The organism is Pseudomonas sp. Root71 (assembly GCF_001429045.1).
Taxonomy (GTDB): Bacteria; Pseudomonadota; Gammaproteobacteria; order Pseudomonadales; family Pseudomonadaceae; genus Aquipseudomonas; species Aquipseudomonas monachiensis.
Map to the genome: position 1 here is coordinate 394432 of NZ_LMHY01000029.1, position 25831 is coordinate 420262.

The following is a 25831-nucleotide window of genomic DNA, read 5'->3' on the forward strand; positions in this document are numbered from 1 at the left end:
GACTGGAGTCCTGACATGCTCAAACAAGCCCTGGCGCAAAACGGCCTGATCGCGATCCTGCGTGGCCTGCGTCCGCAGGAAGCGGCGGACATCGGCGAAGTGCTGTACGCCGCCGGATTTCGCGTCATCGAAGTGCCGCTCAATTCCCCTGAGCCCTACGAAAGTATCCGCATCCTGCGCAGTACCTTGCCCGCCGATTGCCTGATCGGTGCCGGCACTGTGTTGACCCCGGAGCAGGTCGAACAAGTGAAAGCCGCGGGCGGCCAGGTGATCGTCATGCCCCATAGCGATCCGAAGGTTTTGCGCGCGGCGAAAGCGGCAGGGCTGTACCTGTCGCCGGGAGTCGCCACACCGACTGAAGCCTTCGCGGCACTGGCTGAAGGCGCCGATGTGCTGAAGCTGTTTCCGGCCGAGCAGATGGGCCCGGCAGTCGTCAAAGCCTGGCTCGCGGTGTTGCCGGCCGGAACCCTTCTGGCGCCAGTCGGCGGGATCACGCCGGACAACATGCAGTCGTTCATCGACGCCGGCGTCAAAGGTTTCGGCCTCGGCTCCGGCCTGTTCAAACCGGGCATGACGCCAGCGCAAGTAGCGGCCAATGCCGAGGCCTACGTCGCTGCCTGGAAAGCCCTTCGCTAAGACTTCTTTGAGCGCCGAGCGCGCTGCATCTAATAAGAGAGCCAAAAGATGAAAATCACCAAACTGACCACCTTCATCGTTCCGCCGCGCTGGTGCTTCCTCAAGGTCGAAACCGACGAGGGCGTCACCGGTTGGGGCGAGCCCGTGGTCGAAGGCCGCGCCCACACCGTTGCCGCTGCCGTTGAAGAATTGTCCGACTACCTGATCGGCAAGGACCCGCGCAACATCGAAGACATCTGGACCGTGCTCTATCGCGGCGGCTTCTACCGTGGCGGCGCGATCCACATGAGCGCCCTGGCCGGTATCGACCAGGCCTTGTGGGACATCAAGGGCAAGGCGCTGGGCGTGTCGGTCAGCGACCTGTTGGGTGGCCAGGTGCGGGACAAGATCCGTGTGTATTCGTGGATCGGTGGCGACCGTCCGGCGGATACCGCGCGGGCGGCGAAAGAAGCGGTCGAGCGTGGTTTTACCGCGGTGAAAATGAACGGCACCGAAGAACTGCAATTCCTCGACACCTTCGACAAGGTCGACCAGGCCCTGGCCAACGTCGCTGCCGTGCGCGATGCCGTCGGCCCGAACGTCGGCATTGGCGTGGACTTCCATGGCCGGGTGCACAAGCCCATGGCCAAGGTGCTGATGAAGGAGCTTGATCCGTACAAGCTGATGTTCATCGAAGAGCCGGTGCTCAGCGAAAACTACGAAGCGCTCAAAGAACTGGCGCCGCTGACCAGTACGCCGATTGCCCTGGGTGAGCGCCTGTTCTCGCGCTGGGATTTCAAGCGTGTGCTCAGCGAAGGCTACGTCGACATCATCCAGCCGGATGCCTCCCACGCTGGCGGCATCACCGAAACCCGCAAGATCGCCAACATGGCCGAAGCCTACGACGTGGCGCTGGCGCTGCATTGCCCGCTGGGCCCGATTGCCCTGGCGGCGTGCCTGCAACTGGACGCGGCTTGCTACAACGCGTTCATCCAGGAGCAGAGCCTGGGCATCCATTACAACGAGAGCAACGACCTGCTCGACTACGTCAAAGACCCACGGGTATTCGACTACGACAAAGGCTTCGTGAAGATCCCGAACGGCCCGGGCCTGGGCATCGAGATCAACGAGGAATACGTGATCGAACGCGCCGCCATCGGCCACCGCTGGCGCAACCCGATCTGGCGCCATGCCGATGGCAGTTTTGCCGAGTGGTGAGTGCCTGACACACCACTGAACCCCTGTGGGAGCGAGCTTGCTCGCGATAGCGTCCTGTCAGTCACATCAATGCCGGATGTGCCGCCGTCATCGCGAGCAAGCTCGCTCCCACAGGGGGGGTAGTGCAAGTCTTCAAAATTGACCTCAATAACCATAAGAAGAGGCACCCCTCATGCAACCGCAAACCCTCACCGGGCAGGCGTCGTTGGTGACGCCCAGCCGCAAGCGTTTTTTCATCATGGTGCTGTTGTTCATCACTGTGGTGATCAATTACCTGGACCGCAGCAACCTGTCGATTGCCGCCCCGGCATTGACCAGTGACCTGGGCATCGACCCGATCCACGTCGGCCTGATCTTCTCCGCGTTCGGCTGGACCTACGCCGCCATGCAAATCCCCGGCGGCTGGCTGGTGGACCGCGTGCCGCCACGGATTCTGTACAGCGTCGCCTTGCTGCTGTGGTCGGTGGCCACGGTGATGCTCGGCTTTGCCGCCAGCTTCATCGCGCTGTTCGTGTTGCGCATGGCGGTCGGTGCCCTGGAAGCGCCGGCCTATCCGATCAACAGCCGCGTGGTCACCACCTGGTTCCCGGAGCGCGAGCGCGCCACGGCCATCGGTTTCTACACCTCCGGGCAGTTCGTCGGCCTGGCCTTCCTGACGCCGGTGCTGGCCTGGCTGCAGCACGAATTCGGCTGGCACATGGTGTTTGTCGCCACCGGAGCGGTGGGCATTGTGTGGGCGGTGATCTGGTACGCGGTGTATCGCGAACCACGGGATTTCAAAGGCGCCAATGACGCAGAGATTGATCTGATCCGCGAGGGCGGCGGGCTGGTGGATATCCAGGCCGAACAGGCCAAGGTCAAAGCCAGGTTCAGTTGGACCGACCTGGGGATCGTCCTGACCAAGCGCAAGCTGTGGGGCATCTACCTTGGGCAGTTCTGCCTCAACTCGACCCTGTGGTTCTTCCTCACCTGGTTCCCGACCTACCTGGTGAAGTATCGCGGCATGGACTTCATCAAATCCGGCCTGCTGGCGTCGCTGCCGTTTCTCGCGGCCTTTGTCGGTGTGCTGTGTTCCGGGTTCTTCTCGGACTTTTTGATCCGTCGCGGCTACACGGTGGGTTTCGCCCGCAAGTTGCCGATCATCAGCGGCCTGCTGATTTCCACCTCGATCATTGGCGCCAACTTTGTCGAGTCGACGCCCTTGGTGATTGCCTTCCTCGCGCTGGCGTTCTTCGGCAATGGCCTGGCCTCGATTACCTGGTCGCTGGTGTCGACCTTGGCTCCGGCGCGCTTGCTCGGGCTGACCGGCGGGGTGTTCAACTTCATCGGCAACCTGTCGGCAATTGCCACGCCTATCGTGATCGGCTTCCTCGCGACGGGTGATTCTTTTGCCCCTGCAATCACCTACATTTCGGTGCTGGCGTTGATTGGCGCACTGTCCTACATCTTGCTGGTGGGCAAGGTCGAGCGTATCAAGTTGTAGTCGTGGCATTCGGGCGACCATAATGCCGCCCGTTCACTCGCTCAACGGTAAAGGCTGGATATGCAGGAAGACGCCCCAAAAATCGCCAAGGACGCCGCGCCGACCGGCACCCAGACCCTGCTTCGCGGTTTGGGTGTGGTTCACGCCGTGGCCAGCGGCGCCCGGGATCTCAAGGAAATCGCCCGGCTGATTGGCACCACGCGCAGCACCACCCATCGCCTGGCCAGTTGCCTGGTGGATGAGCGTTATCTGCGGGTGGTGCCGCAAGTCGGTTATCTGCTGGGGCCGAAACTGATCGAGTTGGGCTTTCAGGCCCGTGAAGAGTTGCCGTTGGTGACCCTGGCCGGGCCGTATCTGGATGAGTTGTCGGCGTTGACCGGCGACACCATTCACCTGGCGATTCGTGAGGGTGACGAAGTGCTGTACCTGCACAAGAATCCGGGGCGCAATGGTCCGGAAATGCGTTCGCGGGTCGGCCATCGCATGCCGTTGGCGCGCACCGGGATCGGCAAGGCGCTGATGCTCGATGATTCGCCGCAAGAGTGGCAGCGCCTGTACGAAGTCAGCCTGCCGGTGGGTGGGAAAAACCAGTTCTGGCCGCAGCACCCGGAGCAATCCTGGGAGCAATTCGAGCAGCGCATGGTCGAGTACGTGGCCGGCGGTTATGCCTTCGACCTGGAAGACAACGAGCCGTCGATCCGCTGCGTAGCCGCGCCGATCCGCGATGCCAGCAAACGCATCGTCGCCGGTATCAGCATCGCCAGTACCGTACCGTATATGCCGCTGGAAAAAATGGCCGAGCTGATTCCCCTGATCAAAGGGGTCACGGCCCGGCTGTCGGCGGAGCTTGGCCTTAAGGTTTAAACCTTGAGGGTCGCCATGTCGATGACGAAGCGGTATTTCACGTCACCGGCGATCATGCGGGCGTAAGCCTCGTTGATCTGGCGGATGTCGAGCATCTCGATGTCGCAGGTGATGTTGTGCTCGGCGCAGAAATCCAGCACTTCCTGTGTTTCGGCGATGCCGCCGATCAGCGAGCCGGCGAGCACGCGACGCCCCAATACCAGTTTGGCGGCATGCACCGGTGGCTCCACCGGTTCGATCAACCCCACCAGGATATGCACGCCGTCGAAACGCAGCGTATCGAGGTATGGGTTGAGGTCGTGCTGCACCGGAATGGTGTCGAGCAGGAAATCGAAGTGACCGGCGGCAGCCTGCATCTGCGCGTCATCGGTGGACACGATCACATGGTCCGCACCCTGGCGGCGAGCCTCTTCGGCCTTGCTTGCCGAGCGAGTGAACAGCGTCACTTGCGCGCCCAGGGCCTTGGCGAACTTGATACCCATGTGGCCCAGGCCACCCATGCCGAGAATCCCGACCTTGTCACCGGCCTTCACGCCGTAGTGCTTGAGCGGCGAGTAGGTAGTGATGCCGGCGCACAGGATCGGCGCGGCGCTGGCCGGGTCCAGTGACTTGGGAATGCGCACCACGAAGTGCTCGCTGACCACGATGCTGTCGGAGTAGCCGCCCATGGTGTTGCTACCGTCGACCCGGTCCGGGGTGGCGTAGGTCAGGGTCGGGCCTTCGAGGCAGTATTGCTCCAGGTTGGCCTGGCAGGCTTCGCAGCTGCGGCACGAGTCGACCATGCAGCCGACACCGACCAGATCGCCGACTTTGTGCTGGGTGACTTTCGCACCGACGGCGGTCACCTTGCCTACGATTTCGTGGCCGGGCATCAGCGGGTAAACGGCAATGCCCCACTCGTTGCGGGCCTGATGGATGTCGGAATGGCAGACGCCGCAGTAGAGAATCTCGATGGCAACGTCGTCAGGCCTTGGGCTGCGACGTTCGAATTTCACGGGGGCAAGGGGAGTGGTGGCCGACTGGGCGGCGTATCCGATGGCGGTGTACATGGTGAACCTCGCAAAAGCGCTGACGGGTGAGGTGGCGCATTCTGGGCGCCGAACCCTGTACCGGCCATGGTGATTCCTCCGGGTGTCATGCCTATTCCTCCGGCATGCGGGTGTGAGCCGTCGCATTGGTCCGCGGATCTGCGATGATGCTTTCGTCCCTTTTTCCGCGATTTTTTCTGTGAAGTGCCCCGATGCTGTTAACCCGTCACCTTGATGCCAATGCCACCCTGGTTTCGCTGATCGAGCCGCTGTCCACTCGCGACGGTTTCGTCCCGACTGCCTTGCCGGGCGTGCAGGTTCTGCGGGCCAGCTGCGATGTGGCCCGTGGGCCGCAGATCTACGAGCCGAGCCTGGTGATCATCGCCCAGGGCAGCAAACTGGCGTACCTGGGGCCGCGCACCCTGGAATATGGCGCAGGGCACTACCTGATTCAGGCGCTGCCGGTGCCTTTCGAGTGTGAAACCTTTGCCGCGCCGGACGGGCCGATGCTCGGGGTGTCGGTCGCGATCGACCGGGTGATGCTGGGCGAGTTGGTATTGGCGATGGGCCTGGCGCCGGGGCGGCATATTCCGGCGCAAACACCTGAGTCCATGACCTGCGCAGTGCTCGATGATGCGATGCGTGGTTGTGTCGAACGATTGTTGCGTTGCCTGCACGATCCGCTGGAATGCCAGATCATGGGGCAAGCGCGTTTGCGTGAGCTGCTGTTCGTCGCATTGCGCGGTCCGCAAGCCGATGTATTGCGAGCACTGGTGGAGCAGCAGGGGCAGTTCGCCCGGATCGCGGCCTCCCTCAGTCATCTGCATGCGCATTTTGCCGAACCGTTGAACGTCGAGACCCTGGCCAGTTGCGCGAACATGAGTGCATCGACCTTTCACGAGCATTTCAAGCGCAGCACCTTGTTGTCGCCGGTGCAGTATCTGAAGCGATTACGTCTGCTGCGGGCGCAGCAGTTGTTGGTGGGGGAGGGGTTGGGCGTGGCGCAGGTGGCGCATCGGGTGGGGTATCAGAGCACTTCGCAGTTCAGTCGCGAGTACAAAAGGTACTTCGAGCGTAATCCTGGCGACGAGCGTGCAGCCTGACTCACCGCCAATCCCCTGTGGGGGCGGCGGTGCGGCGATCCGACTGCTCGCGAAAACGGTGTGTCAGTCAGTATAAATGGTGAAGGATCAACCGTATTCGCGAGCAAGCCCGCTCCCACATTTGTCTTGTGGTGTGGCTTGAATCGCGGGCAACAAAAAGGCCCCCATGTCGGGAGCCTTGATGTTCAGCGGTTCGGCTTACATGTTCGGGTAAGTCGGGCCGCCAGCGCCTTCCGGTGTCACCCAGGTGATGTTCTGTGCAGGGTCCTTGATGTCGCAGGTCTTGCAGTGAACGCAGTTCTGGGCGTTGATCTGGAAGCGCTTCTCGCCGTCTTCCTTGGTGATCACTTCATACACGCCGGCCGGGCAGTAACGCTGTGCCGGTTCATCGTATAGCGGCAGGTTCTTGCTGATCGGGATGCTTGGGTCGGTCAGCTTCAGGTGGCACGGCTGTTCTTCTTCGTGGTTGGTGCCGGAGATGAACACCGAGCTCAATTTGTCGAAGCTGAGTTTGCCGTCCGGTTTCGGGTAGTCGATCTTCTTGCAGTCGGCCGCGAGCTTGAGGCAAGCGTAATCCGGCTTGGTGTCGTGCAAGGTGAAGGGCAGTTTGCCGCCGAAGATGTTCTGGTCCAGCCAGTTGAAACCGCCACCGACGATGGCGCCGAACTTGTGGATCGCCGGGCCGAAGTTGCGGCTGGCGAACAGTTCTTCGTAGAGCCAGCTCTTCTTGAACGCGTCGACGTAGGTGGTCAGCTCTTCGGTGCCATCCTTCTCGGCGAACAGCGCGTCAGCCACGGATTCAGCGGCGAGCATGCCGGACTTCATCGCAGTGTGGCTGCCCTTGATCTTGGCGAAGTTCAGGGTGCCGAGGTCGCAACCGATCAGCGCGCCGCCCTTGAATACCATTTTCGGCAGCGAGTTCAGGCCGCCCTTGCTGATGGCACGTGCGCCGTAGCTGATGCGCTTGCCGCCTTCCAGGTACTGGGCAAGCACCGGGTGATGCTTGAGGCGCTGGAACTCGTCGAACGGCGACAGGTAGGTGTTGCTGTAGGACAGGTCGACGATCAGGCCAACCACGACCTGGTTGTTTTCCAGGTGGTAGAGGAACGAGCCACCGGTGTTCTCGGTGCCCATGATGTCCATCGGCCAACCGGCGGTGTGCACCACCAGGCCAGGCTGGTGCTTGGCCGGATCGACTTCCCAGATTTCTTTCAGGCCGATGCCGTAGTGCTGGGCATCAGCGTCAGTGTCCAGGTTGAAGCGCTTGATCAGTTGCTTGCCGATGTGGCCGCGGCAACCTTCGGCGAACAGCGTGTATTTGCCACGCAGTTCCATGCCGGGGGTGTACAGGCCTTCCTTCGGGTTGCCTTCGCGGTCGACGCCCAGGTCACCGGTGATGATCCCGCGAACCACGCCGTTCTCATCGATCAGCGCTTCCTGAGCGGCGAAGCCCGGGTAGATTTCCACGCCCAGGTTCTCGGCCTGCTGGGCCAGCCAGCGGCACAGGTTGCCCAGGGAGATGATGTAGTTGCCTTCGTTGTGCATGGTCTTGGGCACAAAGAAGTCTGGAATTTTCTGCGCGCTTTCAGCGTTCTTGAGAACGAAGATGTCGTCGCGGGTTACCGGCGTGTTCAGCGGCGCGCCGAGTTCTTTCCAGTTCGGGAACAGTTCGTTCAGGGCCCGTGGTTCGAACACGGCGCCGGACAGGATGTGAGCACCGACTTCGGAGCCTTTTTCGACCACGCAGACGCTGATTTCCTTACCGGCTTCAGCGGCCTTCTGCTTCAAGCGGCAGGCGGCGGAAAGACCAGCGGGGCCGGCACCGACGATGACCACGTCGAATTCCATGTATTCGCGTTCCACAGGTTATCTCCTACTCAAGGCTCAACAGTTTTTTTTTCTAATTTGGAAGTCGGGTGTCGCATCCATGAATCCCGGCGCAACGCCGGAAGAGGACAATCGATTGACCACCTTTCTCTTTTGGTGGCGCATTATATCTACACCACTCTCAGCGTCCAATACAAACGTTTGTTTGAATTGGCTCAAGGCCAGAGAAATCAAAGTCACGCGCCTTATGAACGGCCATTTTGGCGTATTGACCGGAATAGGCGTTCCGGTCAAGATACGGGCGGTTTTGCGCTCGCCGTAGGCTGACTGTTGGTTTCAAGAGCACCTCTAAAGACAGGGCGATGGCAGTAGAGAGTGATGTGCTGCGCGGGTTTGATGTGCAGTTTACACGCCGCGATGTTGAATGACTCGTCAGTCACCACTGACGAACGGTCATCCAGATCATGAGCGATGGTCACTTGACAGCTTTGCCGGCGTTTTTGGAGGTGCCCTTGCGCCCGATGAGCATCAACCGCCAGGTTCGCCTAGGCGACTTTCTTTTCACCGGAGAGTAACGAGGAATCCATGAAGGTTCTTGTAGCTGTCAAACGCGTTGTGGATTACAACGTCAAGGTTCGCGTCAAGGCGGACAATTCCGGCGTCGATCTTGCCAACGTCAAGATGTCGATGAACCCGTTCTGCGAAATCGCCGTGGAAGAAGCCGTACGCCTGAAAGAGAAGGGTGTTGCGACTGAAATCGTCGTCGTCTCCGTAGGCCCGTCCACCGCTCAAGAGCAACTGCGCACCGCGCTGGCTCTGGGTGCCGACCGCGCCATCCTCGTCGAGTCCGCCGAAGACCTGACTTCCCTGGCTGTTGCCAAACTGTTGAAAGCTGTTGTCGACAAGGAACAGCCTCAGCTGGTGATCCTTGGCAAACAGGCCATCGACAGCGACAACAACCAGACTGGCCAGATGCTTGCTGCATTGAGCGGCTACGGTCAGGGTACGTTCGCTTCGAAAGTCGAAATCAGCGGCGACAGCGTAGCTGTCACCCGCGAAATCGACGGCGGCGCGCAGACAGTTTCCCTGAAACTGCCGGCCATCGTCACCACTGACCTGCGTTTGAACGAGCCGCGCTACGCGTCTCTGCCAAACATCATGAAAGCCAAGAAGAAGCCTCTCGAAGTGCTGACTCCGGATGCTTTGGGCGTTTCCACCGCCTCCACCAACAAGACTGTGAAAGTCGAAGCGCCGGCTGCACGCAGCGCGGGTATCAAGGTCAAGTCGGTGGCTGAACTGGTCGAGAAACTGAAAAACGAAGCGAAGGTAATCTAAATGACTATCTTGGTTATTGCTGAACACGACAACAAAGTGCTGGCCCCGGCCACGCTGAACACCGTTGCTGCTGCCGCCAAAATCGGTGGCGACATCCACGTTCTGGTTGCCGGCCAGGGCGCTGGCGCCGTGGCTGAAGCCGCTGCGAAAGTCGCTGGCGTGGCTAAAGTGCTGGTGGCCGATAACGCTGCCTACGCTCACCAGCTGCCGGAAAACGTTGCTCCTCTGGTTGCAGAGTTGGGTAAGGGCTACAGCCACATCCTGGCTGCCGCTACTTCCAACGGCAAAAACATCCTGCCGCGCGTTGCCGCTGCACTGGACGTTGACCAGATCTCCGAGATCATCTCGGTAGAAAGCGCCGACACCTTCAAGCGTCCGATCTACGCCGGTAACGCCATCGCTACCGTTCAGTCGAACGCTGCGGTCAAGGTGATCACCGTGCGTGCCACCGGTTTCGACCCGGTTGCAGCTGAAGGCGGCTCCGCTGCCGTTGAAGCTGTTGCTGCTGCCCACGACGCTGGCATCTCCAGCTTCGTTGGCGAAGAACTGGCCAAGTCCGATCGTCCGGAATTGACCGCTGCCAAAATCGTCGTTTCCGGCGGTCGCGGCATGCAGAACGGCGACAACTTCAAACACCTGTACGCCCTGGCCGACAAGCTGGGCGCTGCCGTCGGTGCTTCGCGCGCCGCGGTCGACGCAGGCTTTGTACCGAACGATATGCAGGTCGGTCAGACCGGCAAGATCGTTGCTCCACAGCTGTACATCGCCGTCGGTATCTCCGGCGCGATCCAGCACCTGGCCGGCATGAAAGACTCCAAAGTGATCGTTGCGATCAACAAGGACGAAGAAGCGCCGATCTTCCAGGTGGCCGATTACGGCCTGGTGGCGGACCTGTTCGAAGCCATCCCTGAGCTGGAGAAGCTGGTCTAATCCGGCTGCTTCACTTATAAAGAGCCCGGCCTTTTGGTCGGGCTTTTTTTTGTTCCGGATTTGAATGGGAGTGTGATGCCATGGATCTGCGTCGCCTGTGCGGCTGGTCGTTGCTGCTGCTGGGACTGTCGGCTATGCCGGCACTGTCTGTCGCCGCGGGTAAATGCGAGCGCCTGGTGGTCACCGGCAGCCCGGATGCGCCACCGTACCTGTGGCAAGACCCGCAGAATCCCAAATACCTGATCGGTGCCAGCGCCGATTTGCTGCAGCAAGTGGCGGGGGAGTTGGGGCTCAAGGTCGAACTGCTTTATGCCGGCAAACGCGCCCAGGCCCTGGACGAAGTGCGCAGTGGGCGCATGGACATGCTGGCGGACGCGGCGTTGACCGTCAGCGAGCTGGAAACCCTGGATTACATTCATCCCGCCTTGCTGGAAAACGACTATCTGGTCTGGACTCGCAAGGACTCGACCCTGGTCTACAACGAAGCACAGGACCTGCACGGCCATCTCGGTGCCGTGTCGGAAAAGGCCCGAATGACCGCGCAATTCAGCACCTTTTCCGGGCAGCAACTGACCCTCACGCGCACGTCCAACCTGACCCAGGCCTTTCAGAAACTGCTGTTGGGCGAGGTCGAGTTTGTACTGGCAGGGCGTTACTCGGGCATGGCGACTGCACAGACACTGGGCATGGCCGCTGATCTGATCGCACGCTCACAACCGGTCGACAAACCTGGCCTGTACCTGGCGATTTCCCATGACTCGGCCTGCAACGATCCGTGGTTGCGCGGACAGTTGGCCAAAAAGATGACAGAATTGCCCGCGTCCGGACTGACGGAGGCCGTGCTGATGCGCAATATCGAGCGATGGAAAGCACAACGCTCACAACCACAGCCAATCCCCCAGCAACAACCCGTCAGTACCCCAAAACAGTAAGGATTTTCAGTGAGTATTCGACCTCTTTTCGCTGCCGTGGCCTTTGCCGCCCTGGCGGGTTGTGCAACCGATCCTGCGCCGAATGAACAGATTCGCCTGACCGAACAGGCACTCGAACAGGCCAAGGCCGTGGGCGCCACGGCAGACGATGTGCCGGAAATGAAACTGGCCGAAGACAAGTTCAACCGCGCCAAGGGCAACATGACCGATCAATCCTTCAAAAACGCACGCATGCGGGCCGAACAGGCCGAACTCGATGCGCGCCTGGCTGAAGCCAAGGTGTTGACGGCCAAGAGCGAGGAACAGTTGAACGTGCTCAACACCCGCATCGCCCGCCTGCGCAAGCAACTGGGAGATGCCCAATGAGCCTCAAGAGCAAAGCCCTCGGCGGTTTGATCCTGGCAGGCTGCGTGAGCCTCTTTGGCTGCGCCAGCCAGCACAGCGAGTCCGCGTTGCAGCAGGCCGGTGCCGACTTTCAGAAGGTCAAGGAAGACTCCAATGTACTGCGAATCGCCCCCAAGGACGTGATTCGCGCCGGTGAATCCCTGGCCCGTGCCGATCGCCTGTCCAGCTATTGGGGCAGCGGTTCGGACGTGGTGCATTACGCCTACCTGAGCCAGCGCTACAGCGCCATTGCCCGGGAACACACCAATCAGGTGCTTAACGAAGAGCAGGCGGCAAAACTCGAACTGGAACGGCAGCGCCTGCAACTGGCACTGCGTGAGTCCAAACTGTTCAGCGTGCAGCAGCAAGGCAAATGGCTCGAGGAGCAGATCCTTGCATTGACCACTAGCCAGACCGACCGCGGGCTGGTGATGACCTTGGGCGATATGCTGTTCGACACCGGCGAAGCGGAATTGAAGCCGTCGGCCAACCGTGTGGTGTTGAAGATCGTGCAGTTCCTGCAACTCAACCCCAAGCGTGTGGTGCGGATCGAAGGTTATACGGACAGTACCGGGGGCAAGCAGGAAAACCTCAAGCTGTCCCGCGACCGCGCACAATCGGTGGCTGACGTGCTGATGGACCTGGGTATCGACGACAAGCGCATCCAGGTCGAAGGTTATGGCGACGAGTATCCGGTGGACGCGAATGCGTCGGAACGGGGTCGGGCGCAGAATCGTCGGGTGGAAATTGTGTTTTCCGACGAAAAGGGCCAGCTCGGCGCCGCCCGGTAGGAGCTGGCGGAGCCTGCGATCTTTTGATCTTGCTCTTGCTCTTGATACTCAAGTGGGGCTGGAAAGATCGCAGCCTCGTTTCACTCGACAGCTCCTACAACCCGGCCTGCCATGCAGCGCCGGGTTTTTTTTGCCTGCCGATTACCGCACAAAACAGTACAGATTTTGCTGACACTGCACTGTACGGTCGACTATTGTGGCAACTGTTCCCGTACACTTCTAAACTGTTCCGGTATTGTTTCACACAAGAATAAAATGCCCGTGAAATCGAGTGCTGCGTCATGACCAACCTTTTGCTCTATCAACGTATTGCTCAACAACTGGCCGAAGACATCCGCCGTGGGGTCTATCAGCCGGGGGAGCGCGTGCCTTCGGTGCGCAAGATGAGCTCGCAACTCAATGTCAGCCATGCGACGGTGTTGCAGGCGTATGCCAATCTCGAAGATCAAGGGTTGATCCGCGCCCGGCCGCAGTCGGGTTACTACGTGCACCAGACGCCGGCACTCACCGCGCCGACGCCGGACATCGCCCGGGTCGAGCGCCCCGGGCTGGTCACCCGCAGCAGCATCATTCAGCAAGTGCTGGTCGAATCCCGTCGTGAAGGTGTCTTCCCGCTGGGCGCTGCGGTGCCGAGTGTCGACTATTTGCCGGTGCGGGCACTGCATCAGCAATTGGCCAAGGTCACCCGTTTCCATAGCCCGCGGGCCTTCAGCTACATGTTCAGCCCCGGTTTCGAGCCGTTGCGCCGACAGGTGGCGATCCGCATGCGCGATGCCGGCGTGGTGGTCGATCCGTCGGAGGTGGTGATCACTCACGGTTGTGTCGATGCGCTGCAGATGTCCCTGCGCGTGCTGACCCGTCCGGGCGATCTGATCGCGGCCGAGTCGCCGACCTATTACGGCTTGCTGCAACTGGCTGACCTGCTGGGCCTCAAGGTCATCGAGATCCCCAGCGATCCCGCCACGGGCATGAGCCTGGAAGCCCTGCAACTGGCGGCCAACCAATGGTCGATCAAGGCGTTGGTGCTGACCACCCGACTGAGCAATCCATTGGGCGGCACCATGCCCGAGGAGCGGCAGAAACAATTGCTGCGCCTGGCGTCGGACTTCGATATCCAGGTTGTCGAAGACGATATCTACGGTGAGTTGATGTTCGAGCAGGGGCGCACCAAGTCCCTCAAGGCCTACGATCGGCTGGACCGGGTGATCTATTGCTCGAGCTTCTCCAAGACCCTGTCGCCTGGCGTGCGGATCGGCTGGATGATTGCCGGCAAGTACCAGCAGGAGATCCAGCGCTTGCAGACCTTCAGTACGCATTCCGCGTGCAGCGTGACCCAGATGGGCATTGCCGCGTACCTGGAAAACGGCGGGTACGACCGGCATTTGCGTTTCATCCGTCAGGAATACCGGAAAAACCTCAGTGCCTTCCAGCTGGCCGTGCAGCAGTATTTCCCGGAAGGCACGCAGATGACCCGGCCTACCGGCGGCTTCATTCTGTGGGTCAGCCTGCCGGGGCGGGTCAACACGCAAGAGTTGCACGTGCGGGCATTGCAGCAGGGCATCAGTATCGCGCCGGGACTGATCTTCAGTAATACCGAGCAATTCAATCACTGCATCCGGCTCAACTGCGGCATCCCGTGGAACCGTGAAGCCGAGCGCGCATTGATGACCCTGGGCATGCTGGCCACCCAACTCTGCCAGGAGATGGCCGTCGGTTTGTAACAGACTGCGACTACGCTTGTCTTGTGGGCTGCAACAGGCCAGCATATGCATCTCTGCCGTTTGCACCCACCGTTGGATACATGAAACCGACTTTTCCTGCCGCCTGGCTTTTGCTCTGCCTGATTGCGAGTATTCAACCGGCATCCGTCGTGGCGGCTACCGAGCAGGATCAGGCAACCGGCAGTTTCCACGTCGCACCGATAGACACCGCACCTGTAAAAAAAGCCTCGGCGGCGAGTAAGCAGGCTGCGCCCGTGAAAAAGCGTCCGCCCATTGCCTCCAAATCGAAACCGGCCAGCGAGGTGGTAAAGACCGAGCTTCCATCTGCCAAGCTGGACCTGAGCTTGCCCAAGGATATGGTTCAAGAGCTCAAGCCGGTCGGAACGGTGCCGTTGGTCAGGCGTGAACCGTTGTTACCCCAGATGTTCGGTGACAAAAGCGGCAGCAGCGAGTTCCAGCTCAATGGCCGCCTGCTCAGCAACGAAATGCAGCTGCAACTGCGAAATGAAGAACGCCACGAGGTCGAAGGCGCGGCACTGGATTTCGAGTTCAAGCAGTAACCCCGTCAGGATCCGCGAGCCGCAGGCCAGACGCTTTGTCGGAGACTGGCCGGTCATGCCCGTTTGCGTTGAAAAACCCGCTCGCAGGTAATTTAAAACAACTGTTTAAGCGGGTACTCTGTGCCCCGTCCATTAACACATTGCTCGTCGCGAGGAGCTTGTCGTCATGAAATGCCGTGAGGGCTGTGGCGCTTGTTGCATTGCCCCTTCCATCAGTTCGCCGATTCCCGGTATGCCAAACGGCAAGGCCGCGGGGCAGCGTTGCCTGCAACTTTCCTCCGATAACCTTTGCAGTATTTTCGGCCAGCCGGAACGGCCGACGGTGTGTTCTGCCTTCGAGGCCGACCCCGAGGTGTGCGGAAGCAGCAGCGAAGAGGCTATCCGGTTGATTGGCTGGTGGGAACAAATGACGGCGGCGTGATGTGTGGGCTTGCACCTCCGAAAAACCTGAAGGTGATCGGAGGTGCAAGCCCAACGAACGGAACTTCAACAATAAGGAATAAGACTATGGGTTCGCTGCATCGTATGGCTGTGTTGTGTGGTTTGACGGTTGCGCTGGCTACCTCGACGGCCCAGGCCGAAGACTGGAAAGTCAAAAAGGACGAAGACGGCATCAAGATCTCCCTGAGTGAAGTGGCCGGCTCCGACTACAAGGCTTACCAGGGCGTCACATTGATGAAGACCACCATGGCCAAGCTGCGTGCGTTGCAGGAAGACGTGCCCGGAGCCTGCGCCTGGATTCACGAATGCAAAACCCAGAAGCTGCTCAAGCACGAAGGTGACCAGAGCTGGACCTACACCCAGTTCAACACCCCGTGGCCGGTTACTCCCCGTGATTCGGTGTTGCACGTCACCACCATCGAAGGCGCCGATGGCAGCCTGACCCGCAAGCTTGAAGGCGTACCGAAGTACATTCCTGAAGAAAAAGGCTTCGTCCGGGTCGCCAAGGTCGACGGTTTCTGGAAGTTCGTCCCCAAGGGCGACCAGATCGAAGTGACCTATCAGGTGCACACTGAGCCGGGCGGCAGCGTGCCGTCGATGGTGGCCAACAAGTTCGTGGTGGATGCCCCGTTCAATACCTTGAAAGCCCTCAAGGAACGCGCCGAGAAGTAAATGTCTCGCGCTTTTGAGGTGACTTCGTAACGCCCCGACTCGATCGGGGCGTTTGCGTTTTTGACCGCTGCGCAGGCTTTAATTTGTTTCTGGATATGCGTTGCACGAAATTTTCACCCACTCTCCAAGACAATTCGCCGGCTCTCCCGTAACACCCTGTGTATTGCTGAATGCAGGATGAAAGAGTCGGGATGAGGGTAGTTATCAATGGCAATGCTGCCGTTGATCGTGCAACATTTGCGCACCGCGCAAACCCCCAGGCCTGGTACGGGCCGAAAAGAGGGCAAGGCGCAGCTGTATTTTTGAAACTTCAACTTCCAATGGGTCCTAAAACGACATGGCAATCCCGGACGCCCTGAATCAGCAGCGAGCTTCTAGTCGCCTGCTGCAACCGACCGTCAAATCGCATCTGGCCTACACGCTGTTGTGTGCCCTGGTCATGATGGTCATGTTCAGCCTGCTGCGCGTCGCGCTGCTGGCTTACAACAGCTCGATGATCCTCGACACACCGGCCTCGACCTTCCTCGAGGCATTCGCCAACGGTCTGCGTTTCGACCTGCGCCTGGTGGTCTATCTCAGTATCCCGTTGCTGCTGGCCTTGTTCAGTGCCCGGGCCATGGCCGCACGCGGGCTGTTCCGTCTGTGGTTGACGATCGTCTCCAGCATTGCGCTGTTCCTGGGCCTGATGGAGATGGACTTCTATCGTGAGTTCCACCAGCGCCTCAACGGGCTGGTCTTCCAGTACGTCAAGGAAGATCCGAAAACCGTGATGAGCATGCTCTGGTACGGTTTCCCGGTGGTCCGTTACCTGCTGGCCTGGGCCGTGGGCACCTGGATCCTGAGCCTGGCGTTCAAGGGCGCCGACCGTGCGACCCGCCCTCGTGGCCCGTTCAGTGGCGGCAGCATCGGCACACGCCAGGTTGCGCCGTGGTACTCGCGTATCGCGGTATTCGTGGTGTGCCTGCTGGTTTGCGTGGTCGCTGCCCGTGGCACCCTGCGCCAGGGCCCGCCGCTGCGTTGGGGTGACGTCTATACCACCGACTCGAATTTTGCCAACCAGTTGGGCCTCAACGGCACGTTGTCGCTGGTAGCCGCCGCCAAGAGCCGGATGTCCGAAGATCGCGACAATATCTGGAAGGCGACCCTGCCGCAGCCACAAGCCCAGCAAGTGGTGCGTGACATGCTGGTGCTGCCGGCCGAGAAACTGGTGGATGCCGACACCGCGGCGGTACGTCGCGATTACACCCCTCCAGCCGACAAGACCCTGCCGATCAAGAACGTCGTCGTAATCCTGATGGAAAGCATGGCCGGTCACTCGGTGGGTGCTCTGGGTGGCCCGGGCAACATCACGCCTTACCTCGACAAACTGTCGAAGGAGGGCTTGCTGTTCGACCGCTTCTTCTCCAACGGTACCCATACCCACCAGGGCATGTTCGCCACCATGGCCTGCTTCCCGAACCTGCCGGGCTTCGAATACCTGATGCAGACCCCGGAAGGCAGCCACAAGCTGTCCGGTCTGCCGCAGTTGCTCAGCGCCCGCGACTTCGACGACGTGTATGTCTACAACGGCGATTTCGCCTGGGACAACCAGTCGGGTTTCTTCAGCAACCAGGGCATGACCAACTTCATCGGCCGTAACGATTTCGTGAATCCGGTGTTCTCTGATCCGACCTGGGGCGTGTCCGACCAGGACATGTTCGACCGTGGCCTGGTCGAACTCAAGGCGCGGGAAAACGGCAAGCCGTTCTATGCCTTGCTGCAAACCCTGTCCAACCACACGCCTTACGCCTTGCCGACGCCATTGCCGGTTGAGCGCGTGACCGATCGTGGCAGCCTGAACGAACACCTGACCGCCATGCGTTACTCGGACTGGGCGCTGGGCCAGTTCTTTGAAAAGGCCCGAAAGGAGCCGTACTTCAAGGAAACCCTGTTTGTCATCGTCGGTGACCACGGTTTTGGTAACGAACAGCAGATCACCGAAATGGACCTGGGCCGCTTCAACGTGCCGATGCTGATGATCGCGCCGGGCATCCAGGACAAATTCGGCCAGCGTGACCACACCGTGGGCACTCAGATCGACATCGTGCCGACCATCATGGGCCGCATTGGTGGTGAGGTGCGTCATCAGTGCTGGGGGCGCGACCTGCTCAACCTGCCCGAAGGCGACGCCGGTATTGGTGTGATCAAGCCGTCGGGCAGCGAGCAGACCACGGCCATCCTTACCGCAGACCAGATTCTGGTCCTGCCGAAGGACAAGGACATGGCGCCGAAGTTGTATCAGTATGAATTGGGGGACAAGCCTCGCGCCGAAGTCATTGCCGATGCGCCGCGTACCGCCGAGTTGAAACTCAAGCTCGAAGCGTTCCTGCAAACAGCGACCAAGAGCCTGCTGGACAACACCGCCGGTGTTGTTGATGGCAAGCCGGACTAAGTTGTGACGCAATAGAAAAGAGGCCCTTCAAGGGCCTCTTTTTTTTGCCTGGCGGATATTTATATTCGGCCAAGCAAGAGCAGGATCAACAGCACCACCAATACGACGCCGATGATTCCGGACGGGCCGTAACCCCAACTTCTGGAGTGCGGGAAGACCGGTAAACCACCGATCAGTAACAGGATCAGAATGATGATCAGTATTGTGCCCATGTCTATTTCCTTGTCGAAAATGCAGTGGATTGACCATGCCAATCAAGGTCAGCTGGAATGAAGTAGATTCGAGCTGCTTAAAAATTCCGACTCTTGCGGTTGCAGGAAAATTCCAAGTTTTTTTGAAGTATTTCGGACGGGTTCTTATTTCTTTTGTAGTTGCCTTGGTTGCGTCTGGCGCTCCCGCAGTTTGCTCGGGCCATTCAGCAATCTGATGGAGCGTGGGTCGGGCAATTTCCTTCGCTACACTCGGTGCATCTTCCGAGAACAACAAGGCTGTTTGCTATGCAAAATCGCATGATGATCACTGGTGCAGGCTCTGGCCTGGGTCGCGAAATCGCGCTGCGCTGGGCGCGTGAAGGCTGGCAACTGGCCTTGTCGGACGTTAGCGAGCCCGGCTTGCAGGAAACCCTCAAGCTGGTCCGCGAAGCGGGCGGCGACGGTTTTATCCAGCGTTGCGACGTACGCGATTACAGCCAGTTGACTGCGTTCGCCCAGGCCTGCGAGGTCAAGCTCGGCGGCATCGATGTCATCGTCAATAACGCGGGTGTAGCGTCTGGAGGGTTTTTCAGTGAGTTGTCCCTGGAGGACTGGGACTGGCAGATCGCGATCAACCTGATGGGCGTGGTCAAGGGCTGCAAGGCTTTCCTGCCACTGCTGGAAAAAAGCAAAGGTAAAATCATCAACATCGCGTCCATGGCGGCGCTGATGCAAGGCCCGGCGATGAGCAACTACAACGTGGCCAAGGCGGGCGTGGTGGCGTTGTCCGAAAGCCTGCTGATCGAGCTGGCGCATCAGGAAGTCGGCGTGCATGTGGTGTGTCCGTCGTTCTTCCAGACCAACCTGCTGGACTCCTTCCGCGGCCCGACTCCGGCCATGAAAGCCCAGGTCGGCAAGTTGCTGGAAAGCTCGCCGATCAGCGCTGCCGACATCGCCGACTACATCTATCGGCAGGTCGCCGCCGGCGAGTTCATGATCCTGCCCCACGAGCAGGGACGCATGGCCTGGGCGATCAAGCAGAAGAACCCGCAATTGCTCTACAACGAAATGACCGCCATGGCCGACAAAATGCGCGCCAAGGCCAGGCAATCGGCAAGCTGATCTTGCCCGCAGGCAATGCTGTGGTTAGGGTGGCCGCCATCGGCCATCCTCGCGAGACGCTTGCATGCTCAATTACCTGTGGTTTTTCCTCGCCGCGCTGTTCGAAATTGCCGGTTGTTTTGCCTTCTGGATGTGGTTGCGCCAGGGTAAAAGCATGTGGTGGGTGGTGCCGGCGCTCCTGAGCCTGACCCTGTTTGCCCTGCTGCTGACCCGGATCGAAGCCACCTACGCCGGCCGCGCCTATGCCGCTTACGGAGGCATCTACATCATTGCCTCGATCGGCTGGTTGGCCGTGGTCGAGCGGATTCGCCCCCTGGGTTCGGACTGGCTCGGCGTGGCGCTGTGTGTGATCGGCGCGAGCATCATTCTGTTCGGGCCTCGATTCTCCGTGTCCTGACAGACCAGCCCCTACATTCAATCGGCCTGTCAGACCTTTCCGTAAGTGCCGTACGTCAAGGGCTGTCAGTCCGGTCTGGTTTGCTGTCGGAGCATTGTGGGTGTACGTCGGGCCGGGCATCTTCAAGGGCCAGAAACCCCTGAAGGACACTCCTCATGCTCGTACTCACTCGTGTTGTGGGCGAAACCATTTCCATCGGTGACAACATTACCGTGCGCGTTCTCGCGATCAATGGAAACAACATTCGCTTTGGCGTCGAAGCGCCCCGGGACGTCAACGTGCACCGCTGCGAAATCTACGAACGCATCCAGAAAAAACTGGCGAAAACCAAGGGACACTGAAGACTTCAGTCAAACAGGTGTTTGGGCACGTCGTGCTTGAGCATCAGTTGGCACTGCTCGCTTTCCGGGTCGAAGACAATCAGTGCCTGGCCCTTGGTCAGCGCCTGGCGCACGCGCAGTACACGGGTTTCCAGGGGCGTGTCGTCACCATTGTCCGTGCCGTCGCGGGTCACGAAATCCTCGATCAGGCGGGTGAGGGTGTCGACTTGGAGTTGGTCGTGGGGGATCAGCATAGGCACCTCGGTTGGATCAATGGCGCGATGCTACGGCGATTGGCCGGTATCGGCTAGCCTGGGATTTGATGTCGTCTGCTCTGACGCCATCGCGAGCAAGCTCGCTCCCACAGGGTTCAGTGGCGAACCGGGTAATTGTGTTCACCACCGATCAACTGTGGGAGCGAGCTTGCTCGCGATGGCGATCTCTCCAGCAACAAAAAAACCGGATCAGCTCTCCGAACGCTGTCCCACCAGGCTGTCCACCGACGGTACCCGCGTGTCGCTTTCCATCTGAGTGTCATGTTCGAGCTGATGGCTGAAGCGATCCAGTGAGCCCTTGGCCGGTTGTGCATCGCTGGCAAACACGGGCGGGCTGAGGATGTACGCACCGAGCAGGCGGCTCAGGGCGGCGAGGCTGTCGATGTGAGTGCGCTCGTAACCGTGGGTGGCATCGCAGCCGAAGGCGAGCAGGGCGGTGCGAATATCGTGGCCGGCGGTGACCGCCGAGTGTGCGTCGCTGAAGTAGTAGCGGAACAGGTCCCGGCGTGCCGGCAACTCGTTGTCGCTGGCCAGGCGCAAGAGGTGGCGCGACAGGTGATAGTCATAGGGCCCGCCGGAATCCTGCATCGCGATGCTCACCGCGTGCTCGCTGGAGTGTTGGCCTGGCGCGACCGGTGCGATGTCGATGCCGACGAACTCACTGACATCCCAGGGCAGCGCCGCCGCCGCGCCGCTGCCGGTTTCTTCGGTGATGGTGAACAGCGGATGGCAGTCGATCATCAGTTCTTCGCCACTGTCGACGATGGCCTTGAGCGCCGCCAGCAGTGCGGCCACCCCGGCCTTGTCGTCGAGGTGACGGGCACTGATGTGGCCGCTTTCGGTGAACTCCGGCAGCGGGTCGAAGGCGACGAAATCGCCGACGCTGATGCCCAGCGACTCGCAGTCGGCACGGGTGGCGCAGTAGGCGTCCAGGCGCAACTCGATGTGATCCCAACTGATTGGCATCTCATCCACGGCGGTATTGAATGCGTGCCCGGAAGCCATCAGCGGCAAGACGCTGCCACGGATCACACCACTGTCGGTAAACAGGCTGACCCGGCTGCCCTCGGCAAAACGGCTGGACCAGCAGCCGACGGGCGCGAGGGTCAGGCGGCCGTTGTCTTTCACTGCACGTACCGCCGCGCCGATGGTGTCCAGGTGGGCGGAAACGGCGCGGTCGGGGCTGTTCTTCTTGCCCTTGAGCGTGGCGCGGATGGTGCCGCGACGGGTCAGCTCGAAGGGAATGCCCAGTTCTTCAAGGCGTTCGGCGACGTAGCGCACGATGGTGTCGGTGAACCCGGTGGGGCTGGGAATGGCGAGCATTTCCAGCAGCACTTTTTGCAGGTAACCGAGGTCCGGCTCGGGGATTTTGCTGGTCATGGAAACTCCTGATTGGTTATCGCCTGTTCGGCCGCCTTCGCGAGCAAGCCCGCTCCCACAGGGGAATGCGATCACACGTGGGAGCGGGCTTGCTCGCGAAGGGGCCAGCCCAGGCAACGCATCACTAAGAGACCACCGGCTGACTGTACGGAAACAACAGATCCACAAACCGCTCCGCTGTCGGCTGCGGTTCATGGTTGGCCAGCCCGGCTCGTTCGTTGGCTTCGATAAACACATAGTCCGGCTGGTCAGCGGCCGTCACCATCAGGTCGAGGCCAACCATGGGAATGTCCAGTGCCCGCGCGGCCCGTACCGCCGCATCCACCAGCGTCGGGTGCAGGATCGCCGTGACGTCTTCAAGCACGCCGCCGGTATGAAGGTTCGCCGTGCGTCGCACGAACAGGTGCTCACCGGCCTGCAGAATGCTGCTGTAGTCGTATCCGGCTGCACGCAAGGTGCGCTGGGTTTCCTGGTCCTGCGGGATCTTGCTTTCGCCGCCCGTGGCCGCCTGTCGCCGCCGGCTCTGGGCTTCGATCAATGCACCGATGGAGTGCTGGCCGTCGCCCACCACTTCGGCTGGCCGGCGAATGGCGGCAGCGACCACTTCAAAACCGATCACCACAATGCGCAGGTCCAGGCCTTCATGGAAACTTTCCAGCAGCACGCGGTTGTCGAAGTGGCGAGCGGCTTCTATGGCTTGCTGCACTTCCTCGATGGTGCGCAAATCCACCGCCACCCCTTGGCCCTGTTCACCATCCAGCGGCTTGACCACCACGCGCTGGTGTTCATCGAGGAAGGCCAGGTTGTCATCGGCGTTACCCGCCAGTTGCTGCGCCGGCAGGTTCAAGCCGGCAGCCTTGAGCACTTTGTGGGTCAGGCTTTTGTCCTGGCACAGGGTCATGCTGACGGCGCTGGTCAGGTCGCTCAGGGATTCGCGGCAGCGTACCCGGCGCCCGCCATGGCTGAGGGTGAACATCCCGGCGTCGGCGTCATCGACATGCACATCGATGCCACGACGGTGTGCTTCCTCGACAATGATCCGCGCGTAGGGGTTGAACGCGGCTTCCGGGCCGGGCCCGAGAAATAGCGGCTGATTGATGCCGTTCTTGCGCTTGATGGCGAAGGTCGTCAGGTTGCGAAAGCCGAGCTTGGCGTAAAGGCTTTTCGCCTGGCGGTTGTCGTGCAGCACCGACAGGTCGAGGCAGGCAAGCCCGCGACTCATGAAGTGTTCGATCAAATGCCGCACCAGCACTTCACCGACACCCGGCCGCGCACAATGCGGGTCGACCGCCAGGCACCACAGGCTGCTGCCGTTCTCCGGATCATTGAAGGCCTTGTGGTGGTTGAGGCCCATGACGCTGCCGATGACTGCGCCGCTGTCTTCGTCTTCGGCCAGCCAGTACACCGGGCCGCCCAGATGACGCGGCGTCAGCAGGGTGGCATCGATGGGCAACATGCCGCGGGCCTGATACAGCTGGTTGATCGCCTGCCAGTCGGCATCGCTTTGCGCGCGTCGAATGCGGAAACCGCGAAACACCCGGGTTGCCTGCCGGTAGTCGCTGAACCACAGGCGCAAGGTATCGGACGGGTCGAGGAACAGCTGCGTCGGCTCCAGCCCCAGTACTTGCTGGGGCGCGGCGACGTACAGGGCAATGTCCCGCTCGCCGGGTTGCTCGTTGAGCAACTCTCCGGCCAGGCTCGCGGCATCGGCAAAGGTGTGTCCGATCAGCAAGCGCCCCCAGCCGCAATGCACGGCGATCGGCGCACCGCCGAGTTCACAGCGATCCTCGGCCAGGCGTGCCTGCAAGCGTTCATAGGAGGGTGACTGGCCGCGCAACAGGCGTTGGCTGATAGCCGTGGCGTGAGGTTTCATCGGTCAGATTCCTTGTTCGCTGAGCCACAGGTTGAGGGCCGCCAGTTGCCACAGCTTCGAGCCGCGTAACGGTGTCAATTGCCCCTGTGGATCAGTCAGTAGACGGTCGAGCATCGCGGGGTTGAACAGGCCGCGATCCTGGCTGGGATCAAGCAGCAGTTCGCGCACCCATTCCAGCGTATCGCCCTGCAAATGCTTGAGGCCCGGCACCGGGAAGTAACCTTTCTTGCGGTCGATCACTTCACTGGGAATCACTTGTCGCGCGGCTTCTTTCAAGACTTGCTTGCCGCCGTCCGGCAGTTTGAAACGCCCCGGAATCCGTGCCGAGAGCTCCACCAGGCGGTAGTCGAGAAACGGCGTGCGCGCTTCCAGGCCCCAGGCCATGGTCATGTTGTCGACCCGTTTGACCGGGTCGTCCACCAGCATCACCGTACTGTCCAGACGCAAGGCCTTGTCCACCGCCGCATCGGCACCGGGCTGGGCGAAATGGGCTTTGACGAAGTCACCGGCGGCGTCATTCGCGGTCAGCCATTTCGGTTGCACGGTGGCGGCGTAGTCGTCGTAACTGCGGTCGAAAAATGCTTCGCGGTACGCGGCATATGGATCGCTCGCGCCGTCCACTTGCGGATACCAGTGGTAACCGGCGAACAGTTCATCGGCGCCCTGGCCGCTCTGGACCACCTTGCAATGTTTGGCCACTTCCCGGGACAACAGGTAGAAGGCGATGCAGTCGTGGCTGACCATCGGTTCGCTCATGGCGCGGAACGCGGCGGGCAGTTGTTCGATGATTTCCTTTTCGTCGATGCGCAGTTGGTGATGTTGCGTGCCGTAGTGTCGGGCGATCAGGTCCGAATACTGGAACTCGTCCCCGCGCTCGCCACCGGCATCCTGGAAACCGATGGAGAAGGTCGACAGATTGTCCACGCCGACTTCCCGCAACAGGCCCACCAGCAGACTTGAGTCGACGCCGCCGGACAACAGCACGCCGACATCCACTGCCGCGCGTTGGCGGATGGCGACCGCTTCGCGGGTGCTGTCGAGCACACGGTCGCGCCAGTCTTCGAGGGTCAGATCCATCTCATCGGCGTGAGGGCCATAGGGCAGGGTCCACCAGGTTTTCTGCTCGGTGCGGCCATCGGCTTCGATGCGCATCCAGGTGGCCGGCGGCAGTTTTTCGATGCCCGCCAGCAAGGTGCGCGGTGCCGGGACCACGGCGTGGAAATTCAGATAGTGATTGAGCGCCACGGGATCGAGGATCGGGCTGATGTCGCCGCCCTTGAGCAATGCCGGCAGCGCCGAGGCGAAGCGCAGGCGCTGGCCGGTGCGTGACAGGTACAGCGGTTTCACGCCGAGACGGTCGCGGGCGATGAACAGGCGTTGGGCATCGCGCTCCCAAACGGCAAAGGCAAACATGCCGTTGAGTTTTGGCAGCAAGGCTTCGCCCCAGGCGTGATAGCCCTTGAGCAAGACTTCGGTGTCGCCACCGGAATAGAAGGCGTAACCCAGGTTTTCCAGTTCCGCGCGCAGTTCCGGAAAGTTGTAGATCGCCCCGTTGAAGGCCAGGGACAAGCCCAGTTGCGGGTCGATCATCGGCTGCGCCGAGCCGTCCGACAGGTCCATGATTTTCAGGCGCCGATGGCCCAGGGCAACCGGTCCCTGGCTATGAAATCCCCAGGCGTCGGGGCCGCGAGGGGCCAGGTGGTGGGTGATTCGTTCAATGGCTGCAAGGTCTGCAGGTTGGTGATCAAAACGTAACTCGCCAGCTAATCCGCACATAAATTCCTTACCGGTTTTTCCGTTGGGGAGGGTCGATCGATACCGCACCGAAACAGCGGGTGCTCAGAAAGTGACCCTCATCGGTAAGGGGAGTTTTAGATCGATGAGTTATATGCGCGACTGGCCACGGCCGAATCGCCCGGTGAGGGCGACTTCGGCTGC

At 60.6% G+C, this 25831-nt stretch carries 26 protein-coding genes; 19 read left to right on the forward strand and 7 right to left on the reverse strand.

What is annotated here, in order from left to right; genetic code table 11:
• The first annotated feature begins 15 nt into the window (after positions 1-15).
• From ASD95_RS25625 to ASD95_RS25640, 4 genes are all read left to right on the forward strand, one after another.
• Positions 16-636: a 2-dehydro-3-deoxy-6-phosphogalactonate aldolase gene (locus ASD95_RS25625; RefSeq protein WP_056727200.1), complete on the forward strand. Its 621-nt coding sequence runs from the start codon at positions 16-18 to the stop codon at positions 634-636.
• Positions 637-684: 48 nt separating this feature from the next.
• Positions 685-1833 (forward strand): galactonate dehydratase, encoded by a 1149-nt coding sequence (gene dgoD / locus ASD95_RS25630; RefSeq protein ID WP_008047041.1) that lies wholly within the window; start codon positions 685-687, stop codon positions 1831-1833.
• Positions 1834-2005: 172 nt separating this feature from the next.
• On the forward strand, positions 2006-3316 hold the full coding sequence (locus tag ASD95_RS25635; protein ID WP_056727199.1) for an MFS transporter: 1311 nt from the start codon (positions 2006-2008) through the stop codon (positions 3314-3316).
• 60 nt (positions 3317-3376) lie between these two features.
• Entirely contained in the window at positions 3377-4180 is an 804-nt protein-coding gene (locus ASD95_RS25640) for an IclR family transcriptional regulator (protein ID WP_056727198.1), read from the forward strand.
• Here the strand turns inward: ASD95_RS25640 and ASD95_RS25645 are convergent.
• A complete protein-coding gene (locus ASD95_RS25645; protein WP_056727197.1) occupies positions 4177-5229 on the reverse strand; it encodes an NAD(P)-dependent alcohol dehydrogenase in 1053 nt (350 codons plus the stop codon). The genes ASD95_RS25640 and ASD95_RS25645 overlap by 4 nt on opposite strands.
• A gap of 191 nt (positions 5230-5420) precedes the next feature.
• On the opposite strand from ASD95_RS25645, the gene ASD95_RS25650 reads away from it, so the two are divergent.
• A complete protein-coding gene (locus ASD95_RS25650) occupies positions 5421-6311 on the forward strand; it encodes an AraC family transcriptional regulator (RefSeq protein WP_056727196.1) in 891 nt (296 codons plus the stop codon).
• A 198-nt stretch (positions 6312-6509) separates the two neighbouring features.
• Here the strand turns inward: ASD95_RS25650 and ASD95_RS25655 are convergent, their stop codons facing one another.
• The gene (locus ASD95_RS25655) at positions 6510-8174 is read right to left on the reverse strand and encodes an electron transfer flavoprotein-ubiquinone oxidoreductase (RefSeq protein WP_056727195.1); all 1665 of its coding nucleotides are present in this window, start codon (positions 8172-8174) and stop codon (positions 6510-6512) included.
• 549 nt (positions 8175-8723) lie between these two features.
• On the opposite strand from ASD95_RS25655, the gene ASD95_RS25660 reads away from it, so the two are divergent.
• The 10 genes from ASD95_RS25660 (at position 8724) to ASD95_RS25705 (ending at position 18335) form a co-directional block, all read left to right on the forward strand.
• Positions 8724-9473 carry an electron transfer flavoprotein subunit beta/FixA family protein gene (locus tag ASD95_RS25660; RefSeq protein ID WP_007987229.1) on the forward strand — a complete coding sequence of 250 codons (750 nt, stop codon included), beginning with the start codon at positions 8724-8726 and terminating at the stop codon, positions 9471-9473.
• Positions 9474-10403, forward strand: a complete 930-nt coding sequence (locus ASD95_RS25665) for an electron transfer flavoprotein subunit alpha/FixB family protein (RefSeq protein WP_056727194.1) — start codon at positions 9474-9476, stop codon at positions 10401-10403.
• A gap of 80 nt (positions 10404-10483) precedes the next feature.
• Positions 10484-11335, forward strand: a complete 852-nt coding sequence (locus ASD95_RS25670; protein ID WP_056727193.1) for a substrate-binding periplasmic protein — start codon at positions 10484-10486, stop codon at positions 11333-11335.
• A 9-nt stretch (positions 11336-11344) separates the two neighbouring features.
• Positions 11345-11701, forward strand: coding sequence for a DUF4398 domain-containing protein (locus ASD95_RS25675; RefSeq protein WP_056727192.1), 357 nt, complete (start codon positions 11345-11347; stop codon positions 11699-11701).
• Positions 11698-12510 (forward strand): OmpA family protein, encoded by an 813-nt coding sequence (locus ASD95_RS25680; RefSeq protein ID WP_056727191.1) that lies wholly within the window; start codon positions 11698-11700, stop codon positions 12508-12510. The genes ASD95_RS25675 and ASD95_RS25680 overlap by 4 nt, the downstream gene beginning before the upstream one ends.
• 281 nt (positions 12511-12791) lie before the next feature.
• Positions 12792-14231 carry an aminotransferase-like domain-containing protein gene (locus ASD95_RS25685; RefSeq protein ID WP_056727190.1) on the forward strand — a complete coding sequence of 480 codons (1440 nt, stop codon included), beginning with the start codon at positions 12792-12794 and terminating at the stop codon, positions 14229-14231.
• Positions 14232-14311: 80 nt separating this feature from the next.
• A complete protein-coding gene (locus ASD95_RS25690) occupies positions 14312-14791 on the forward strand; it encodes a hypothetical protein (protein WP_056727189.1) in 480 nt (159 codons plus the stop codon).
• Between the two features lie 166 nt (positions 14792-14957).
• Positions 14958-15212 (forward strand): YkgJ family cysteine cluster protein, encoded by a 255-nt coding sequence (locus ASD95_RS25695; protein ID WP_056848076.1) that lies wholly within the window; start codon positions 14958-14960, stop codon positions 15210-15212.
• Between the two features lie 86 nt (positions 15213-15298).
• On the forward strand, positions 15299-15904 hold the full coding sequence (locus ASD95_RS25700) for an START domain-containing protein (RefSeq protein ID WP_056727188.1): 606 nt from the start codon (positions 15299-15301) through the stop codon (positions 15902-15904).
• 337 nt (positions 15905-16241) lie between these two features.
• Positions 16242-18335, forward strand: coding sequence for an LTA synthase family protein (locus ASD95_RS25705; protein ID WP_056727187.1), 2094 nt, complete (start codon positions 16242-16244; stop codon positions 18333-18335).
• A gap of 59 nt (positions 18336-18394) precedes the next feature.
• Here the strand turns inward: ASD95_RS25705 and ASD95_RS28950 are convergent, their stop codons facing one another.
• On the reverse strand, positions 18395-18553 hold the full coding sequence (locus ASD95_RS28950; RefSeq protein WP_172435350.1) for a DUF3309 family protein: 159 nt from the start codon (positions 18551-18553) through the stop codon (positions 18395-18397).
• A gap of 29 nt (positions 18554-18582) precedes the next feature.
• Here ASD95_RS28950 and ASD95_RS29310 point away from each other — a divergent pair, with 29 nt between their 5' ends.
• The 4 genes from ASD95_RS29310 to csrA all read left to right on the forward strand — a co-directional run bounded on the left by ASD95_RS29310 (position 18583) and on the right by csrA (position 20386).
• The gene (locus ASD95_RS29310) at positions 18583-18762 is read left to right on the forward strand and encodes a hypothetical protein (RefSeq protein ID WP_156385853.1); all 180 of its coding nucleotides are present in this window, start codon (positions 18583-18585) and stop codon (positions 18760-18762) included.
• A gap of 70 nt (positions 18763-18832) precedes the next feature.
• Complete coding sequence (locus ASD95_RS25710) at positions 18833-19648, forward strand: SDR family oxidoreductase (RefSeq protein WP_008048965.1); 816 nt, start codon at positions 18833-18835, stop codon at positions 19646-19648.
• 64 nt (positions 19649-19712) lie between these two features.
• The gene (locus ASD95_RS25715) at positions 19713-20045 is read left to right on the forward strand and encodes a YnfA family protein (RefSeq protein ID WP_056727186.1); all 333 of its coding nucleotides are present in this window, start codon (positions 19713-19715) and stop codon (positions 20043-20045) included.
• Between the two features lie 155 nt (positions 20046-20200).
• Complete coding sequence (gene csrA, locus ASD95_RS25720; protein WP_056727185.1) at positions 20201-20386, forward strand: carbon storage regulator CsrA; 186 nt, start codon at positions 20201-20203, stop codon at positions 20384-20386.
• A 5-nt stretch (positions 20387-20391) separates the two neighbouring features.
• Here csrA and ASD95_RS25725 read toward each other — a convergent pair whose 3' ends face one another.
• From ASD95_RS25725 to ASD95_RS25740, 4 genes are all read right to left on the reverse strand, one after another.
• The gene (locus ASD95_RS25725) at positions 20392-20619 is read right to left on the reverse strand and encodes a YheU family protein (RefSeq protein ID WP_056727184.1); all 228 of its coding nucleotides are present in this window, start codon (positions 20617-20619) and stop codon (positions 20392-20394) included.
• A 210-nt stretch (positions 20620-20829) separates the two neighbouring features.
• The gene (locus ASD95_RS25730) at positions 20830-22020 is read right to left on the reverse strand and encodes an osmoprotectant NAGGN system M42 family peptidase (RefSeq protein ID WP_056727183.1); all 1191 of its coding nucleotides are present in this window, start codon (positions 22018-22020) and stop codon (positions 20830-20832) included.
• 124 nt (positions 22021-22144) lie between these two features.
• Positions 22145-23893 (reverse strand): N-acetylglutaminylglutamine synthetase, encoded by a 1749-nt coding sequence (gene ngg / locus ASD95_RS25735; protein ID WP_056727182.1) that lies wholly within the window; start codon positions 23891-23893, stop codon positions 22145-22147.
• A gap of 3 nt (positions 23894-23896) precedes the next feature.
• On the reverse strand, positions 23897-25669 hold the full coding sequence (locus ASD95_RS25740; RefSeq protein WP_056727181.1) for an N-acetylglutaminylglutamine amidotransferase: 1773 nt from the start codon (positions 25667-25669) through the stop codon (positions 23897-23899).
• Between the last annotated feature and the right edge of the window lie 162 nt (positions 25670-25831).